This is a genomic window from Chitinophaga sp. 22620, from assembly GCF_052044405.1.
Classification (GTDB): domain Bacteria; phylum Bacteroidota; class Bacteroidia; order Chitinophagales; family Chitinophagaceae; genus Chitinophaga.
Map to the genome: position 1 here is coordinate 1259126 of NZ_JBQEMV010000001.1, position 18054 is coordinate 1277179.

14 protein-coding genes are annotated in these 18054 nt (G+C 53.6%); 6 read left to right on the forward strand and 8 right to left on the reverse strand.

The window, feature by feature from the left end; translation table 11 throughout:
- Positions 1-87: 87 nt before the first annotated feature.
- Positions 88-678, forward strand: a complete 591-nt coding sequence (locus ACTJIK_RS05365) for a hypothetical protein (RefSeq protein WP_440645324.1) — start codon at positions 88-90, stop codon at positions 676-678.
- A gap of 390 nt (positions 679-1068) precedes the next feature.
- Entirely contained in the window at positions 1069-1704 is a 636-nt protein-coding gene (locus ACTJIK_RS05370; RefSeq protein WP_440645325.1) for a peroxiredoxin, read from the forward strand.
- Between the two features lie 304 nt (positions 1705-2008).
- Here ACTJIK_RS05370 and ACTJIK_RS05375 read toward each other — a convergent pair whose 3' ends face one another.
- The 4 genes from ACTJIK_RS05375 to rlmN form a co-directional block, all read right to left on the reverse strand.
- Positions 2009-3595: a S41 family peptidase gene (locus ACTJIK_RS05375; RefSeq protein WP_440645326.1), complete on the reverse strand. Its 1587-nt coding sequence runs from the start codon at positions 3593-3595 to the stop codon at positions 2009-2011.
- Between the two features lie 124 nt (positions 3596-3719).
- Positions 3720-4454: an RluA family pseudouridine synthase gene (locus ACTJIK_RS05380; RefSeq protein ID WP_440645327.1), complete on the reverse strand. Its 735-nt coding sequence runs from the start codon at positions 4452-4454 to the stop codon at positions 3720-3722.
- Positions 4455-4512: 58 nt separating this feature from the next.
- Positions 4513-6039, reverse strand: coding sequence for a pseudouridine synthase (locus ACTJIK_RS05385; RefSeq protein ID WP_440645328.1), 1527 nt, complete (start codon positions 6037-6039; stop codon positions 4513-4515).
- Positions 6040-6085: 46 nt separating this feature from the next.
- The gene (gene rlmN, locus ACTJIK_RS05390; protein WP_440645329.1) at positions 6086-7132 is read right to left on the reverse strand and encodes a 23S rRNA (adenine(2503)-C(2))-methyltransferase RlmN; all 1047 of its coding nucleotides are present in this window, start codon (positions 7130-7132) and stop codon (positions 6086-6088) included.
- 97 nt (positions 7133-7229) lie between these two features.
- Here rlmN and ACTJIK_RS05395 point away from each other — a divergent pair, with 97 nt between their 5' ends.
- Both ACTJIK_RS05395 and ACTJIK_RS05400 read left to right on the forward strand, forming a co-directional pair.
- The gene (locus ACTJIK_RS05395; RefSeq protein WP_440645330.1) at positions 7230-8429 is read left to right on the forward strand and encodes a thiolase family protein; all 1200 of its coding nucleotides are present in this window, start codon (positions 7230-7232) and stop codon (positions 8427-8429) included.
- 43 nt (positions 8430-8472) lie between these two features.
- The gene (locus ACTJIK_RS05400; RefSeq protein WP_440645331.1) at positions 8473-9408 is read left to right on the forward strand and encodes a DMT family transporter; all 936 of its coding nucleotides are present in this window, start codon (positions 8473-8475) and stop codon (positions 9406-9408) included.
- 38 nt (positions 9409-9446) lie between these two features.
- Here the strand turns inward: ACTJIK_RS05400 and ACTJIK_RS05405 are convergent, their stop codons facing one another.
- Entirely contained in the window at positions 9447-10019 is a 573-nt protein-coding gene (locus ACTJIK_RS05405; protein ID WP_440645332.1) for an RNA polymerase sigma factor, read from the reverse strand.
- Between the two features lie 301 nt (positions 10020-10320).
- Here ACTJIK_RS05405 and uvrA point away from each other — a divergent pair, with 301 nt between their 5' ends.
- Complete coding sequence (gene uvrA, locus ACTJIK_RS05410) at positions 10321-13125, forward strand: excinuclease ABC subunit UvrA (RefSeq protein ID WP_440645333.1); 2805 nt, start codon at positions 10321-10323, stop codon at positions 13123-13125.
- A 17-nt stretch (positions 13126-13142) separates the two neighbouring features.
- Here uvrA and ACTJIK_RS05415 read toward each other — a convergent pair whose 3' ends face one another.
- The 3 genes from ACTJIK_RS05415 to ACTJIK_RS05425 form a co-directional block, all read right to left on the reverse strand.
- Positions 13143-14063 carry a helix-turn-helix domain-containing protein gene (locus ACTJIK_RS05415; protein WP_440645334.1) on the reverse strand — a complete coding sequence of 307 codons (921 nt, stop codon included), beginning with the start codon at positions 14061-14063 and terminating at the stop codon, positions 13143-13145.
- Between the two features lie 9 nt (positions 14064-14072).
- Positions 14073-14972, reverse strand: a complete 900-nt coding sequence (locus tag ACTJIK_RS05420) for an NAD(P)H-binding protein (protein ID WP_440645335.1) — start codon at positions 14970-14972, stop codon at positions 14073-14075.
- A gap of 152 nt (positions 14973-15124) precedes the next feature.
- Positions 15125-15574, reverse strand: coding sequence for a DUF4293 domain-containing protein (locus tag ACTJIK_RS05425; RefSeq protein ID WP_440645336.1), 450 nt, complete (start codon positions 15572-15574; stop codon positions 15125-15127).
- A 115-nt stretch (positions 15575-15689) separates the two neighbouring features.
- Here ACTJIK_RS05425 and ACTJIK_RS05430 point away from each other — a divergent pair, with 115 nt between their 5' ends.
- Positions 15690-17993 (forward strand): NADP-dependent malic enzyme, encoded by a 2304-nt coding sequence (locus ACTJIK_RS05430; RefSeq protein ID WP_440645337.1) that lies wholly within the window; start codon positions 15690-15692, stop codon positions 17991-17993.
- Positions 17994-18054 lie beyond the last annotated feature (61 nt).

Consider the following 18054-nt stretch of genomic DNA (forward strand, 5'->3'; position numbering starts at 1 on the left):
TATCAGGCCCTAAAATAAAACAATTTTGCTACGCAGATCCCTTGCGTATGGCCCTGATATTTTTGTATCGTTATCAATTCAGCAATTATGAAAAAGGTATCCGTACAAGCATCAGATTACAAAGAAGCAACAGCCATCAAAGTGGGTCAGATCATATTGGACGATTCCCATTACCTCACCTGCTGGGGTTACCTGGAAACGGCGGAAGGCTGGCGCAAGTGCGATTTCGTGACCAATTACGATGTGCTCAATACCATGCTGCGCGCCGTGGAGGATAAAAGCGAGGCCGTGCAGATGGCCATTGTGCAAAAGTTGGAAACGATGGAGCAGATACCTGAAATGATCGATTTTGAAGCGCAGCTGGGCGAGCCCGTGCTGTTCGATAACCTGAGCTTCCAGCTTGCCCGCCCGCAGTTTGAGCCGGGCAGGGAATGGATGGAATATTCAGACGACAATTGTTTTTATATCCGCAAGGCGGAGCCCATCACTCACGCGGAAGCCAACGCCCGCGGCGTAGCGCAGTGCATGAATGCGCTGGCCGGGCATTACGCCCTTTACCTGGGTTACCTGGAACTGGAATTTGACGAGGTTTCGGCAAGAATGAAAGCCGAGCTGGAAGACGATATGAAATACACCCTGGCGTACTACGCCTGGCAGCAATCCGCTAAAAATGACTAATACCCAAGCCCCGTGTTAACCATGAACCCCATCCATTGTTGACCATATCATCCGTTGAAATCCCTTGTTGACCACGAACATCCATTTATCCTTGTTACCCGTAACATCGTCCATTATCCCATGTTACCCATTTTGAAGAACGCCGTCCGATCCCATGCCCCCGGGGAGAGAACGGCCACCATCCGGACTTTTGTTAACCCCGCTCGTCCATTGTTGTATGAACAGGGCTCCGGCAGGCGCACGACCGCCTGCCGTCCCTGGAATACAATACAGCAGCCATTTCCCCCGTGGAACTCCAACAAGATTAAAAATCTGTAAAAAAATGCCTTAAAGTCTATAAAAATTGTAGGAAATTAGTATTTTTGGTTCCATCAAAACCAGGAACTGACCATGAGTTTAAGATTAGGCGACGCCGCCCCCAACTTTAAGGCGAAAACCACCATTGGAGAAATAGACTTTTACGAATACCTTGGCGACAGCTGGGGCGTATTATTTTCCCACCCTGCGGATTTCACTCCTGTTTGCACGACTGAACTTGGCAAAACCGCCCTTCTGAACGGCGAATTTGCCAAACGTAACGTTAAAGTACTGGCCCTCAGCGTGGATCCCCTGGATAAACACAAGAGCTGGATCAACGATATCAATGAAACACAGGGCTGTGATGTGAGCTTTCCCATCATTGCCGACGAAGATAAAACAGTAGCGAACCTCTATGGCATGATCCATCCGAATGCTTCGGAAACCTTTACCGTACGCTCGCTGTTCGTGATCGGCCCGGATAAGAAAGTGAAACTGACCATCACTTATCCCGCCTCCACCGGCCGCAACTTCCATGAAGTGCTGCGCGTGATCGATTCCCTCCAGCTCACGGCTAACTACAGTGTGGCCACACCGGCAGACTGGAAAGACGGGGAAGACGTGATCGTGGTGCCTGCAGTTAAAACGGAAGACATTCCGGCCAAGTTCCCGAAAGGTCATAAGATCATCAAACCTTATCTGAGAACAACACCACAGCCAAATAAATAAATGGCTGCATTATCTTTGCCATGAAAAGAATCATTCGCTATATATTGCACTGGTTCCATCCTTCAGCCAACGAAGGAAAGATATTAAAGGAGCAAAAAGACCGGCACCGCTGGTTGCAAGGGTTTTACTCCTGATCGTTTTTTTTAATGGTTGGTTTTTGATTTTACGAAACGGGGATTTTTCCCCGTTTTTTTATGCCCCTATACGATCAGCTTCTACCACGTAAATGGCTGGATACCACCAGGTAAAATAAAAACGGACCGCCCTGGGGCAGTCCGTACAGTTATGTTTCCGTTTCCTGGAGCTATTCAGATTTTAATCTCCTCCTGTGCTCGATCATCCCGTTGAAGCCTGCGCTTTCCACGGGTTCCATTTTCAGGTCAGAGGCGTTCACCACGTTGCCATTCGCCACGGCGATGCGGGCATTGGCGATCCTGCCGGTGGTGGAGCCGGTATTGATATAGTTGATCGCTTTGGCCAGGCTGCTTTCCAGCGGGTCGCCAAAATCGCGGGTCACCAGGTCCTGCTCGGGCATATCGGGCGTGAAGCCGTCGAAATATTCGCCTTTGTTCAGGGCGTTGGTGCTGGTGAACTGGGACATATACACGGTGAATTTATCGATGCCGATGCCGAAGAAACCAACAGGTTTGCCGTAAGATTTGCTGCCCACGGTCTTGACGTCGATATTGGCGGGATAGGCCGCTAAGCTGTTGATCGTGAGCTCGCTGGCGGAGGCGGAGGAGCCGGTGATGATGAATACCACCTTGCGCACATTATCCAGTGTGCCTTTTTTGGCAAAATAAAATACATTGCCCGCCAAAGTGAAATCCACATCAGCATAGGTGAGCGGTTTGCCGTTGCTGTAGCGCTGTTTATAATTGGCGTCCAGCAGGGGCAGCGACTTGAGGATGGGGGCCTTGCCTTGCTGGAGCAGGGTGTTGAACTGTTCCTTGTACATCACTTTGCCGTTCATCGCGTTGGGGACAATGAGGTTGGCGAGGTATTCGAAGGTTTCAACATAACCGCCGCCATTATAGCGGAGGTCTACCACCAGGTTGTTCACCCCGGCGGCGGCAAATTCTTCAAAAGCCTTATTCAGCGAATCATCCACTACCGAAAGGCGGGAGAAACGCATCAGGTTCAGGTAGCCGATCTTGTTGGTACCGCTGCCCTGGATCACTTTGTAGGTGGTCAGGGGATCGTTGTTGTAAGTGGCTTTGGTAAGGTTTGCGGTGGCTTTGGTGCCGTTTGTTCTGGTGAATTCCAGGCTGAGGGTATTGCCGTTGGCCAGGCTGCTCAGCGAGCTGGAATTTGTAGGCGGCGCGGCGCCGTTCATTTTCGTGATCTCGCAGCCGCGCGTGAGGCCTGCCTTCCAGGCGGGGGAGCCTTTCTCCACGTAGGCCACGTACACATATCTTTTACCCGGCGTCGGGTCGTTCGCAAAAGTGACAGGAATTGCCTGGAAGCCCAGGTCGTTGCCATTGCCTTCCAGGTCCACCTCGCCTTTGATGCCCCTGGCCAGGTTGCCGCTTTCCACGAAGGAGAACTTGGAGCGGGAAGGGTTGGGCGTATAATATTCGTACGGTTTCTGCGTGGCAGGGTTTTCCTTTAGCTGGCTGATCGCGTACATGGTATTCTTCAGGCTGTTCAGGTCGTCTGAACCTGCATATCCGCGGGGATTGAACGTGCTGTAATCGGGAATAGCGTCGTACCAGAGGTAAGTTTCTTTCGCGAAAAGGTATAGCGAATCGAGGCTTAACTGGAGGCGGGTGCCGGTTGTAGGCGTAGTTGGCGGCGGCGGATCAGGCTCCGTATCCTTCGAATTCTTTTTACAGGCGGCTAAAGCGGCGGCGCACAGCATAACTGTGCCAATGATCCGGAGCTTAATCATAAATTGAAGCGATTTACTTGAAAAATACGTCAAATCCCTGATATCCCGAGCCTGGAACCGGCCAACGGCATAAATCTGCCGGTTGAACGCAGAGAATTAACATACTAACGGAGAAACCGGAGAATTAGTTGCCTTGGGGGTTCTTATGTTTCCGCAATTGCTGCAACACGGCCTGCATGTCTTTGGGGAGGGGCGCTTCCAGCTCAAAAACCTGCCCCTTTTCGTCCCGGAAGCTGATCTTCCAGGCGTGCAGGGCCAGCCTGTTCAGCAGCGGTTTTTCCTCTTCGGTAAACTTCCCCAGCCTGAATTTCTTCTTGATGGCGCTCAACAGCACCGGCTGGTTGTTGCCGTACAGCGGGTCCACGGCGATGGGGTGCCCCAGGTGCTTCATGTGCACCCTGATCTGGTGGGTTCTGCCGGTGTGGATGCGCAGCCGCACCAGGCTGTAAAGCCCGAAAGATTCCAGCACTTCGTAGTCCGTGAGCGAAGGGCGGCCCTTGGCATTGGTCACCATTTTGCCGCGCTGCACGGGGTGCTCCATAATGGGCGCGTTGATGCTGCCGGAAGGCTCCACGAACTCCCCGTTCACCAGCCCCAGGTAATACTTCTCCACATCGCGGCTTTCAAATGCCTGTGAAAGGGTTTTATGGGCGACCTCGTTTTTTGCGAATATCACGATGCCGCTGGTATCGCGGTCCAGGCGGTGTACGGTGAATATTTGCCCGTACTTTTTTTTGAGCAGGGCGGAGAGGGCCTCCAGTTCGTTATCATGGCGGTCCGGGATGGTGAGCAGCCCCGAAGGTTTGTTCACCGCTACAAAATCGTCGTTCTCGAATATGATCAGCGGTTCCAGTCTCATGTATCGATGATGTGTATTTCAAAAGCGGCCTTGCTGTTGATTGCAAGGCCGCTGCCGGTTATTTAAAGTGTTTGAGCAGGATCACTTCCTTTTCTGTAAGGAAGCGCCATTTGCCACGGTTGACGTTCTTCTTGGTGAGGCCGGCGTACATTACGCGGTCCAGCTTTTCCACCTTGTAGTCCAGGTGCTCGAAAATGCGGCGCACAATACGGTTCTTGCCACTGTGTATCTCGATGCCGACCTGTTTTTTATCCTTGGTGTCCACATACCCGAGCGCGTCTACCAGCGCCAGGCCGTCTTCCAGCGTCACGCCTTCGATGATCTGGTCGAAATCCGCTTTGGTAAGCGGTTTGTCCAGCTCCACGTGGTAGATCTTTTTGATGTTATGTTTCGGATGGGCCAGTTTCTGCGCCAGTTCGCCGTCGTTGGTGAGCAGCAGCAGGCCTGACGTATTGCGGTCCAGGCGGCCAACGGGGTAGAGCCTTTCTTCGTCTGCAGCGTCTTCCACCAGTTCCATCACGGTCTGCCGGCCTTCAGGGTCGTCGGTGGTGGTGATGTAGCCTTTCGGTTTGTTGAGCAGTACGTAGATGAGGTTCTTCTGGATGTAGATGCGTTTGTCGTTGAGCGTTACCTGGTCTTTGGCGGTCACTTTAAAAGCGGGCTCCACGATCTTCTCGCCGTTCACAGTCACTTTCCCTTCCTTGATGTAATCCACAGCTTTACGGCGGCTGCAGATGCCGCAATGGGCGATGAATTTGTTCAGCGGCATTTCATTGCTGCCGGCTTCTTCTGAAGCGGGTTCTTTTATGATGCGCTTGCGGGTGCTCTTTTCTTTCTTTTTGCCGTGTATTTCGGCTTTGCGGAGGCTTTTGCGGGGACGGTCGCCGAAAGATTTTTCTTTTTTCGGGCGGTCTTCGCCATCGCTGTCGCGTTTTTTGGGTTTGAATTCTTTATCGCCGAAGCTGCGTTGGGGGCGGTCTTCACTGCTTTCAAACTTTCTTTTGGGACGGTCTTCTCCGTCGCCGAAGCTACGTTTGGGTTTATCGTCGCGGTCGCCAGCACTGCGTTTGGGGCGGTCTTCGCCGTCGCCGAAGCTTTTCCTGGGTTTGAATTCTTTATCGCCAAAGCTACGCTTGGGTTTATCGTCGCGGTCGCCAACACTGCGTTTGGGGCGGTCTTCACGATCACCGAAGCTGCGTTTGGGTTTATCGTCGCGGTCTCCGAAGCTGCGCCTGGGACGGTCTTCCCCATCGCCGGAGCTTTTTCTTGGTTTGAATTCTTTATCGCCGAAACTGCGTTTAGGTTTATCGTCGCGGTCTCCGAAGCTGCGCCTGGGACGGTCTTCTCCGTCGCCGGAGCTTTTTCTGGGTTTAAATTCTTTGTCGCCAAAGCTGCGTTTGGGCTTATCGTCCCCGCTGCCGGAGCGGTTTTCCCGGAAGCTTTTGAAAGATCCTTTTTCGTCGGACCTTCCGCGCGGGCTGTCTTCTCCGTCCCTTTTCGGGCGGCGTTCTGATGAAGGTTTGCCGGTCTGGTTTTCTTTGAAAGGTGTGAACCCTTTCCGGGGAGCGGGTCTGCTTTTTTTCATGCTGTATGTTTAGGTTGCTGCATTCCTGCAGTAGATACTATATTTTTTAAACAGTTGCTTTGTTCGCCAGCTGGCCGCAGGCCGCATCGATGTCCTTACCGCGGCTCCTGCGCAGGCGGGCGTTCACGCGGTTCTTGCCAAGGTACTCCATGAATGCTTCCGTGGCTTCGGGAGAAGGCTTCTGGAAACGGGCCTGGTCAATCGGGTTGTATTCGATGATATTCACCAGGTCTACCGGCACCTGGCGGTAGATCTTGATCAGCTCGTCCGCATCCTTTTCGGAGTCGTTGAAGTCCTTGAACAGGATATATTCGAAAGATATCTCGTTTTGCGTGGCTTTGTAAAAATAATTCAGCGCGTCCACCAGCACTTTCAGGCTGTTGGTTTCGTTGATCGGCATGATCTGGCTGCGTTTTTTGTCGTTGGCTGCGTGGAGAGACAGGGCCAGGTTGAATTTCACCTGGTCGTCGCCCAGCTGCTCGATCATTTTGGCTACGCCGGCGGTGGACACGGTGATCCTTTTCGGGCTCATGGCCAGGCCGTCGGGCGAGGTGATCTTTTCTATGGATTTCAGCACGTTACGGTAGTTGAGCAGGGGTTCGCCCATGCCCATGTACACGATATTGGTGAGTTTTTTCCCGGATGATTCGAGGGATTGTTTGTTGATGAGGGCCACTTCGTCGAAAATTTCGTCGAATTCGAGGTTCCTTTTGCGGTCCATGAAGCCGGTGGCGCAGAATTTACAGCTGAGGCTGCAGCCTACCTGGGAGGATACACAGGCGGTCTGACGGGTGCTGGTGGGTATCAGCACGCCTTCTACCAGGTGGCCGTCGTGCAGGCGGAAGCGGCTTTTGACGGTGCCGTCCGTACTTTGCTGGGTGGCGTCTACCCTGATGGAAGGGAAGGAGAAGTTTTCTTCCAGCGCAGCGCGCAGGGGCTTGCTGAGGTTGGTCATGCTCTCAAAATCCGGGGCCTGTTTCTGCCACAGCCATTCATAGACCTGCTTGGCCCTGAAAGGCTTCTCGCCCATCTGTTCAAATACTTCCTGGATCTGGGAAAGGCTCAGGTGCCTGATATTCTGCTTCCTCATCATCCCGCAAAGGTACGTTCATATTTCGGATTTGAGATTAGTAAGGAAGCCCGTAATACCGGATAGTTACCCTAAATTCGCAACTTTAACAATTGACGCTATGCAAACTGCTTATATAGTGGACGCCGTAAGGACCCCCATAGGCCGCTACGGTGGCAAGCTCAGCACCATCAGGCCGGACGATATGCTGGCCCTGATGCTCAGGAGCCTGTTAACACGCAACCCCTCGCTGGACCCCGCTGCTGTTGAGGATGTGATTGCCGGGGCTACCAACCAGGCCGGGGAAGACAACCGGGATGTGGCCCGCATGGCCGTTCTGCTGGCCGGGCTGCCCGTTTCCGTGGCCGGCAACACCGTAAACCGCCTTTGCGCCTCGGGTCTCCAGGCCATCATGGACGCTTCCCGCGCCATCATGTGCAACGAAGGCGACGTATATATCGCCGGCGGCGTGGAGAGCATGACCCGCGCCCCGCTCGTAATGCCCAAGGCCGAAGGGCCTTTCAGCCGCAAAACCGAGATATACGACTCCACCATCGGCTGGCGCTTCACCAACCCAAAGCTGGCGGACATCTACTATCCCTTTTCCATGGGCGAAACCGCCGAAAACGTGGCCCGGGAATGGAAGATCAGCCGTGAAGACCAGGACCGTTTCGCTTACGAAAGCCAGTTAAAATACAAACAGGCCCTCCTGGCGGGCAAATGGGAGGAAGAGATCATTCCCGTGGAGATCACGCCCAATAAGGAAGAGCAGGTGGTTTTCAGTAAAGACGAACATCCCCGCGAAACCTCCCTCGAAAAGCTGGCCGGCCTGCGCCCCGCCTTTGCCAAAGACGGCTCAGTGACCGCGGGCAATTCCGCCGGCATCAACGATGGCGCTTCCGCCCTGCTGGTAGTATCCGAAAGCGCGCTTAAACGCTTCAACCTCAAACCCATAGCTATGGTGCGTTCTATGGGCGTGAGCGGGGTGGACCCTGCTATTATGGGCATCGGCCCGGTACCGTCCACCGTAAAGGCGCTCAAAAGAGCCGATCTTTCCGTGGCGGACCTGGATGTGATAGAGCTGAACGAGGCCTTCGCTTCCCAGTCACTGGCCTGCATCCGCGAACTGGGGCTGGACCCGTCGAAGATCAACTTCAACGGCGGCTCCATCGCCATCGGCCACCCGCTGGGCTGCAGCGGCGCGCGCATCACTACCACGTTGATGCATGAAATGAAACGGCGCCAGGGCGCGAAATATGGGCTGGCCACAATGTGCGTAGGCGTAGGGCAGGGGGCGGCGATCGTGTTTGAGAAAGTTTAAGATTTCAATAAATGCCTAATCCCGATCTTTGCGGCACCGAACCATGAAAAGATCAAACTATGCCCTCGGCTTTGCCATGGCCCTTATCGGCGCCATGATGTTTTCCGCCAAGGCCATCTACGTAAAGCTCGTTTACCGTACGGAAGCCATAGACGCCATTTCCATGCTCGCCCTGCGCATGATGTTCGCCGTGCCTTTTTACATCGTTACCGCCATTATCCTGTTCCGGCGAACGGACAACGTGAAGCTCACCGCCCGCCAGTGGGGCTGGATCGCCGTACTCGGCTTCCTCGGCTATTACGCCAGCAGCCTGCTGGATTTCATGGGCCTGGCGTACATTTCCGCCGGCCTGGAAAGGCTGATCCTCTTCCTGTACCCCACTTTTGCCCTGCTGATCGGGGCCATCGGATTCGGGAAAAAGATCACGCGCACGCAGTGGCTGGCGCTGCTGATCGCATATGGCGGCATGATCGTGGCTTTTGCGGGAGATGTACAGCAGCAGTGGGATCCCGGTGTGATCACCGGAAGCTTGCTGGTACTGGGTTGTGCGGTTACTTACGCTTTTTATATCGTGGGCGGCGGGGAGATCATCCCGAAGGTGGGCTCCATGAAATTCACTTCCTACGCGCTCTGTTTCGCCGCCATCGGCATATTCCTGCAGTATTTCGTGAAGCATGGCACGGAGGTGCGGCATTTTTCAGGGCATACTTACTGGCTCTGTTTCCAGATGGCCATCGTTTCCACCGTGATCCCCACTTTTTTGACCAGCGAAGGTATCCGCAAGATCGGGTCCGGCAATACGGCCATCATTACCAGCATCGGGCCGGTGGCCACGATCGTGCAGGCATACATTTTCCTGGATGAACCGATCACCTGGCCGCAGCTGGCCGGTACGGCGCTGGTGCTGGCGGGCGTTTTGCTCATCGGAAAAAAAGGGAAAGAAAAAGTTGGGGAAATAAAAACGAGCGGTAAGCTTTAACTCTCACCGCCCGTTCATTGGCAAGCAAAAAAGGGTACTCACAAACAAATCTGCTTCTCCGTCATCATCTTCCGGAGATTGATCAGGCCATATCTCATACGGCCCAATGCAGTATTGATGCTCACATTTGTGAGGTCGGCAATTTCTTTGAAACTCAGCTCGGCATAATGACGGAGGATGATCACTTCCCGCTGCTCGCCTGGCAGCAGGTCCAGCATACGGCGCACGCTGTCGTGGCTCTGCCGGGTCATCATCTTTTCTTCAGCGCTGGGTTCTGAAAAGTTCAGCACGTTGAAGATGTCTTTATCGTCGCCGGTTTTGATAACAGGCGTGCGTTTGATCTTACGGAAGTGGTCCACACAAAGGTTATGCGCGATGCGCATGGCCCAGGGCAGGAATTTCCCTTTCTCCGTATACCGGTCTGCACGGATGGTATCGATGATCTTGATGAAAGTATCCTGGAAGATATCTTCCGCAAGAAAAGTATCTTTTACGAGCAATACGATAGAAGTGAAAAGTTTGTCCTTATGGCGGTACACCAACTCTTCGAGGGCGGAAGAATGCCCCTTCTTGAACAGGTTGATGAGTTGTTCATCATTCAGTTTGTACATTACTTGCATATACGTCTACCAATAGCGGTTAGTAAATAGTACGGACAATACAGTCAGTAGGTTGTTAGTAGCGTAAAGTTTAAGCGATAATGTACAATTTTTATGCGTTATGAATGTTTAACCGGGACTAGGTATAAGATGTCGGTTATTGCAAATATAACGGAATGTTTGAATAAAACAACACCACGCCAATAAATTTGCTACTAAAGATGTACGGCGGATCGGGCATTCCGGATTTCCCGGAAATTCCCCCGGGGATTTGCCCGGCAGACTGCCTCCGAATCCTTAAATTTGTGATCCTATGTGCGCAAAAGTAAAATCCAAGGAAGTGACCGTTGAACGTGAACCAGTTAGCTCGCCTGACCATATCTTTATCAAAGGTGCCAGGGTGCATAATCTCAAGAATGTCAGCGTATCCATTCCCAGAAATAAACTCGTGGTAGTTACCGGCGTGAGCGGCTCGGGCAAATCCAGCCTCACAATGGACACCCTTTATGCCGAAGGCCAGCGCCGCTACGCAGAAAGCCTCAGCTCCTACGCCCGCCAGTTCCTCATGCGGATGAACAAGCCGGACGTGGATTACATCAAAGGCATTTGCCCGGCCATCGCCATCGAGCAGAAGGTGATTACCCGTACCCCCCGCTCCACCGTGGGTTCCATGACCGAATTGTACGACTACCTGCGCCTGCTCTTCGCCCGCGCCGGCAGAACCTATTCCCCCGTTTCCGGCCAGCTCGTCAAAAAGCACGAAGTGGCCGATGTGGTGGACTATATCAGCCGCCTGCCCACTGGCAGCAAGGTACAGATACTCGTGCCCTTCCGCCAGCATGCCAACCGCAAGCCGCTGGAAGAGCTTAACATCCTGATGCAGAAGGGTTTTTCCCGTCTTTACAAAGATGGCGGCCTGGTGCGTATTGAAGAGCTGCTGGAGGAAAAATCGCCCAAGATCCCCGCTTCCGCCTACGTGCTGATAGACCGCATCGTGGTGAAAGACTTTGAAGAAGACGATAAACACCGGATCGCGGACTCCATACAGACGGCCTTTTACGAAAGCGAAGGCGATTGCTTCCTGGAGGTAGACGGCAAAATGGGCCAGGCTTTCAGCAACCGCTTCGAGCTGGACGGTATCCAGTTTGAAGAACCCGTTCCCAACCTGTTCTCCTTCAATAACCCTTACGGCGCCTGCCCCACCTGCGAAGGTTTCGGTCAGGTGCTGGGCATAGACGCGGACCTGGTGATACCGGACAAGCGCCTTAGCGTGTTTGAAGGCGCCATCGCGCCCTGGCGGGGCGAAAAGATGGGCGAATACCGGGAAGCCCTGGTAAAAGCCGCCCGGAAGTTCAATTTCCCCATACATAAGCCCGTCTCCGAACTGACGGACGAGCAGGTAAAATTGCTCTGGACGGGCAATGAGCATTTTTACGGCCTCAACGAGTTCTTCAAAATGGTGGAGCAGAACCTGTACAAGGTGCAATACCGTGTGCTGCAGGCCCGCTACCGCGGCCGCACCGTATGCCCCACCTGCAACGGCGCCCGCCTGCGCCGGGAAGCGCTGTACGTGAAAGTAGGCGGCCACAACATTGCAGACCTGGTGGAAATGCCCGTGGAAAAGCTCAAAGTCTGGTTCGACGGGCTGGAGCTGAACGAATACCAGCAACAGGTGGCCAAACGCATCCTCATAGAGGTGCACCACCGCGTCAAAACCCTGCTGGACGTGGGCCTGGGCTACCTTACCCTCAACCGCGTAGCCAACACCCTCAGCGGCGGCGAAAGCCAGCGCATCCAGCTCACCCGCACCCTGGGCAGCAACCTCACCAATTCCCTGTATATTCTGGACGAGCCGAGCATCGGCCTGCACGCCCGCGATACCCACCGCCTCATCCGCGTGCTGCACGAGCTGCGCGACCTGGGCAACACCGTGGTGGTGGTAGAGCACGACGAGCAGCTGATGGAACAGGCGGATTATATTATAGACATGGGGCCGCTGGCCAGCCACCTGGGCGGCGAAGTGATCTTTGAAGGCACTTACCCCGAGATACTGAAAGACGGCAAAAGCCTCACCGGCAAATATCTCAGCGGCCACCTCCGCATCGAGCCGCCGGCGCACCTCCGCAAGTGGAAACGTTCCATCACGCTGGAAGGATGCCGCCAGCACAACCTGAAGAATATTGACGTGGAATTCCCGCTGGGCGTGCTTTGCGTGGTTACCGGCGTGTCCGGCTCGGGCAAAACCACCCTCGTGAAACAGATATTATACCCCGCGCTGATGAAGCTGAAAGGGGAATTTACAGACCGCGTGGGCGCCCACAGGGCCATGAAAGGGGATATGGACCTTATCACGCAGATCGAGATGATAGACCAGAACCCCATCGGCAAAAGCTCCCGCTCCAACCCGGTGACCTATATCAAAGCATACGACGAGATACGCGACCTGTTTTCCAAACAGCCGCTGTCCAAGATGCGAGGGTTCCAGCCCAAACATTTTTCGTTCAACGTGGACGGCGGGCGCTGCGATACCTGCAAAGGAGAAGGCGAAGTGATCGTGGAAATGCAGTTCCTGGCAGACGTGCACCTGACCTGCGAAACCTGCGGCGGCAAACGTTTTAAGGACGAAGTGCTGGAAGTGCAGTATAAAGGGAAAAACATTTACGACATCCTGGAGCTGGGTGTGGACGAAGCGATCGAGTTCTTCAAAGACGAAAAAGAAGTAGTGACCAAAATACGCCCGCTCAGCGATGTGGGCCTGGGTTATGTGAAGCTGGGCCAAAGCTCCGACACGCTTTCCGGCGGCGAGGCCCAGCGTGTGAAGCTCGCCTCGTTCCTCGGCAAAGGGAAGGCACAGGGGCACATCCTTTTCATTTTCGACGAACCAACCACCGGTCTTCACTTCCACGACATCCGCAAGCTGCTGGGAAGCTTTAACGCGCTGATAGAACAGGGGCACAGCGTGCTGGTAATAGAGCACAACCTGGATGTGATCCGCAGCGCAGACTGGGCGATAGACCTTGGGCCGGAAGGCGGCGAAGGCGGCGGCAGCCTGTTGTATGCCGGTGTGCCGGAAGGGATGAAGAAAGTGAAGACGAGCTATACAGGGAAGTTCCTCTGATCTGGATACATTTTTCCTCAGCTGAACGACTGCCTGAATTCCAAAGGAGAAAGGCTGGTTTTGGATTTGAATAATTTGCTGAAAGATTGCGAATGTTCAAAACCCAGTTCGTAGGCGATCTCACTTACCGAGAGGCTCGTGGTAGATAATTTTTCTTTTGCTTTTTCGATGAGCTTGTCGTGTATGTGTTGCTGTGTGCTTTTGCCCGTCAGCACTTTTAACAGGCCGCTCAGATAACCCGGCGATACATTTAAGGACCGGGCGATGTCTGCAACCGCAGGCAGCCCTTTCCGGGACAGTTCGTCGTCGTTGAAATACTTGTCTATGGTGGTTTCCAGGCGGCTGAGCACAGTATGGTTCGTGATCTTCCGGGTGATGAACTGACGCTGGTAGAACCGTTCCGAATAAGAGAGCAGCAATTCCAGCTGGGCGATGATGATGTTGTGGCTGTAATTGTCGATGTTCGCATGGTACTCCTGCCGGATATTCTGCAGGATGCCTGATATGGTGGCTTCTTCTTTCTCTGATAAAAACAAAGCCTCGTTCACCGAATAATCGAAGAACTCATATTTTTTGATAGTACTGGCCAGGGATGTATGCCAGAAAAAATCGGGATGGATGTATAACATCCATCCCGTATGTTTTATATCGTTTTCTTCTAAAAGCTCGATTTTTAACACCTGGCCGGGCGCCATAAAGATCATCACCCCTTCATCAAAATCATATTCCTGCTGGCCATATTTTATTTTGGCATTGAAGGCCCTTTTAAGCGCGATCACATAAAAATCGAACACCAGGCCCGCCGGCCCGTCGTTGCTCACATCTTTCATCGCCTCAACATTTACAACGCTGATCAACGGGTGCTCCGGCATAGGAAGGTTCCGGTAGCGGTGAAATTCGGAGATCGTTTTAAATCTTTGCGGCTGTGCGTTTCCCATACTTACAATTTAATTATTCTGCCTGAAAGCTGCGGCAAATTCCTTTGCAAAATCGGCCAGTTTTACTTTTCCCATTGCGGGTCTGTGGCGGTAATAATCTTCAGCCAGCAGGCCGCTGTGCAGGCCGGCGTACATTTCAACCAGGCCGGCGGCAATTCGCGGGTTTATCCCGGCGGTTACCAGGCCGTTTAACATCTGTTCGTCCGGGATGATGGCCCATTTTAAACCAGGCTGCCCGATAGCTGCGCCCAGGATGGCGGCGGTTTCTTTGCAGGAGCGCTCTTCGCTTGCCACGTAGCGCACTTTCCTGCCTGCCGGCGGAGCGGTTATTTCTTCATCTATCGCCGCGGCGATATCTGCCGGCGAAACCCATGGCACGATATCTTCTTCGCCATAATTCGCAGCGATAAAACCGGCGGTCTTTATCATATCCGCATAACCGTACAAATTGTAATAAAAAGAAGTGGGACGCATATGCGTAATGTTAACGTCCTGCGGCAACCCGTTCAGTATCTTTTCTACATTATGCGCGCCGATCAGGATACCTGAGCCTTTTTCCAGGTGAGCGCCGATCGTGCTGAGATTGACCACCTGCTTTACGCCTGACAACGAAATTGCACGGGCGTAATTTTCTCCTATTCCACGGTAATAGGCCAGCAGATCGAGGTGAGGGTCGAAGTAATTGTTGGGCGGAACCATGGTATAAACCGCATCTGCGCCTGCAAACGCGCCGGCAACAAAGTCAGCATCTTCCAATGAGCCGATGGCGGCGGCAGCGCTCATAATTTCGATCTTTTCCCGGTTCCCGGGATTGCTGCTGATAACCGTAACCTGGTGGCCTTTCCGCACTAATCCTGCTGTAAGCGGTTTGCTGATGTTCCCTAAAGAACCTGTTACTGTAATTTTCATCGTCTTTGTATTTTGAGATACAAAGTTGCGCGGCTGCACGGTGGCGGATGTAGCCGGATCTTATGATCTTGTAGCCGAAAAAGGGGAATGTTGCAATAAAAAAGGCAAACCCTGCGGCTTGCCCTTTTTCGGAATATCGTTCAGCGGAGCGCTTATCTCAGGCGGTCCAGGCTTTTGATGAGCTTTTCGTCTTTATAGATCCCGCGCGCGGCGAGGAAGAGGCATACGATCATTACTACGGGCAAAAAGGCCGGCAGCAGGTAATTTGCCCGCACAATAATGGCCCCGGAGGACTGGAGGGCGTTGGCAGTGTCCTGCACTTTGAAGTAGATCAGCGCCAGTATGCCGATGGCCAGCAGGATATTCAGCACCGTGAGCCTGAACTGGAGCTTGCGCTTCTTGTACAGGAAAATAGTGACCAGGCTGAGGATGGTGCTGACCAGCAGCACGGTAAATATCAGATAGCTGGAAGTGGCATTGAAGGTTTCCACGGCGGTGGTGGCGCCCCTGGTGATGGTGGCTTTCCAGAGGTCAAAACTGCCCATTGTGCCCCCGGCAATGGCGGCCAGCAGCAGAAACAGGCTTTGGATGCGTTGTATCATGATATTTGAGAATGTTTAACACCGTAAAAGTAAATAATTATTGTGAACCTACACGAACGGAGTAGACCCCGTTCCTCCGATACTTCGTATATTGCACGCCCAATAACAATCTTATATGGCTAAGAAACTGAATAAGCAGGATGCGCTCGATTATCATGCGATGGGCAGGCCCGGCAAGATAGAAGTTATACCTACCAAAGACACCAAAACCCAGTGGGACCTCTCCCTTGCCTATTCCCCCGGCGTGGCGGAACCCTGTAAGGAAATAGCCGCAGACGTAGAGAATGTTTATAAATACACCGCCAAAGGCAACCTCGTGGCCGTGATCAGCAACGGCACCGCCGTGCTCGGTCTTGGCGACATTGGCCCGGAAGCAAGCAAACCCGTGATGGAAGGGAAGGGCGTACTGTTCAAAATATTTGCGGACATCGATGTGTTTGATATTGAACTGAATACGCGCGACGTTGATGAATTTGTGCGCGTGGTAAAGGCCATGGAGCCCACTTTCGGCGGCATCAACCTGGAAGACATCAAAAGCCCCGAATGTTTTGCCATCGAAGAAAGGCTGCGCAAGGAGCTGAAGATCCCCATCATGCACGACGATCAGCATGGCACCGCTATCATTTCCAGCGCGGCATTGCTGAATGCGCTGGAGCTGGTAAAGAAAAAAATAGAAAAGGTGAAGTTCGTGGTGAACGGCGCGGGCGCCGCCGCCATGGCCTGCGTAAGGCTCTACGCTTCGCTGGGCGCCAAACCGGAGAACTTCATCATGTTCGATAAAGACGGCGTGCTGAACCGCCAGCGCCCGGACCTGGATGACATGAAGCTCCAGTTCGCCACCACCTCCAAAGTGACCACCCTGGCCGAAGCGCTGAAAAATGCCGACGTGTTCGTGGGCCTTTCCGTGGGCAACGTGGTAACGGCGGACATGGTGAAGAGCATGGCCAAGAACCCGATCGTGTTCGCCATGGCCAACCCAGATCCGGAGATCGCGTACGAAACAGCCATTAATTCCCGCAAGGACGTGATCATGGCAACCGGCCGCTCCGACTATCCCAACCAGGTGAACAACGTACTGGGTTTCCCCTACATCTTCCGCGGAGCGCTCGACGTGCGCGCAACGCAGATCAATGAAGCCATGAAACTGGCTGCTGTTCATGCCCTGGCGGACCTTGCGAAGTCGCCCGTGCCGGATATCGTGAACCTGGCATACAACGAACGCAACCTGGTATTCGGTCCCAGTTACATCATTCCCAAACCGCTGGACCCCCGCCTGCTGAGCACCGTAGCCCCCGCCGTGGCCAAAGCGGCGATGGACAGCGGGGTGGCGCATGCGCCCATTACCGATTGGGAAGCCTACAAAGTGGTACTCAACAACCGCCTTGGCCTGGATAACCAGCTGTTCCGCGTGATCGGCTCCAAAGCCCGTAAAGACCCGCGCCGCGTAGTATTTGCCGAGGCGGACAACATCAAGATACTCAAAGCCGCGCAGGTGGTGAATGATGAGAACATCGCGCACCCGGTACTGCTGGGCAACGAAAAACGCATCCGCCAGCTGATGGCTGAGAACAGCATTGAGATAGACGATGTGGTGATCATAGACCCGAAAAGCGATGAAATGGCTGAAAAACGCCATCACTTCGGCGAACTGTTCTTCCAGAAGCGCCAGCGCAAAGGCATGAACCTTTACGAAGCGAAAAAGATCATGCGTGAGCGCAACTACTTCGGCTGCATGATGGTGGAAACCGGGGAAGCGGACGCCCTCATTTCCGGCCTTACCCGCAAATACCCGGACACCATCCGCCCGGCATTGCAGGTGATAGGCATGGAAGAAGGCGCCAAACGCGTGGCCGGCATGTATATCATCAATACCAAACGCGGGCCGCTTTTCCTGGCCGATACCACCGTAAACCTCAACCCCACCGCCGAAGAGCTGGCAGACATCACCCTGCTGGTAGCCAAGGAGGTGCGCCAGTTCAACATCACGCCGAGGATCGCCCTCGTGTCTTACTCCAACTTCGGCTCCAGTCAAACGCCCGAGGCGCAGATGATGAGCCAGGCCCGCGAGATCGTGAAGAAAAAAGACCCTTCCCTCACCGTGGACGGCGAGATACAGGCGGCCATGGCTTTCAACAAGGAAATTTTAAAAGACAATTACCCGTTCTCCGAGCTGATCGGCGAAGATGTGAACACCCTCATCTTCCCCAACCTCGCTGCCGGCAACGTGGCGTACAACCTGCTGCAGGAAGTGGCCGGCTTCGACGCCATAGGCCCCATTCTGCTCGGTATGAAGAAGCCCGTACACATCCTGCAGCTGGGTTCCACCGTAAGGCAGATCGTGAACGTGGTGCTGATAGCCGTTGTGGACGCGCAAACGAAATGTTGCAGGGAAGAAGTAAAGAGCGGCAAAAAGAAATAAGTGTTAAATTGAGAATTAATATGAGCAAACGGCACGGATATCCCGTGCCGTTTGTATTTTG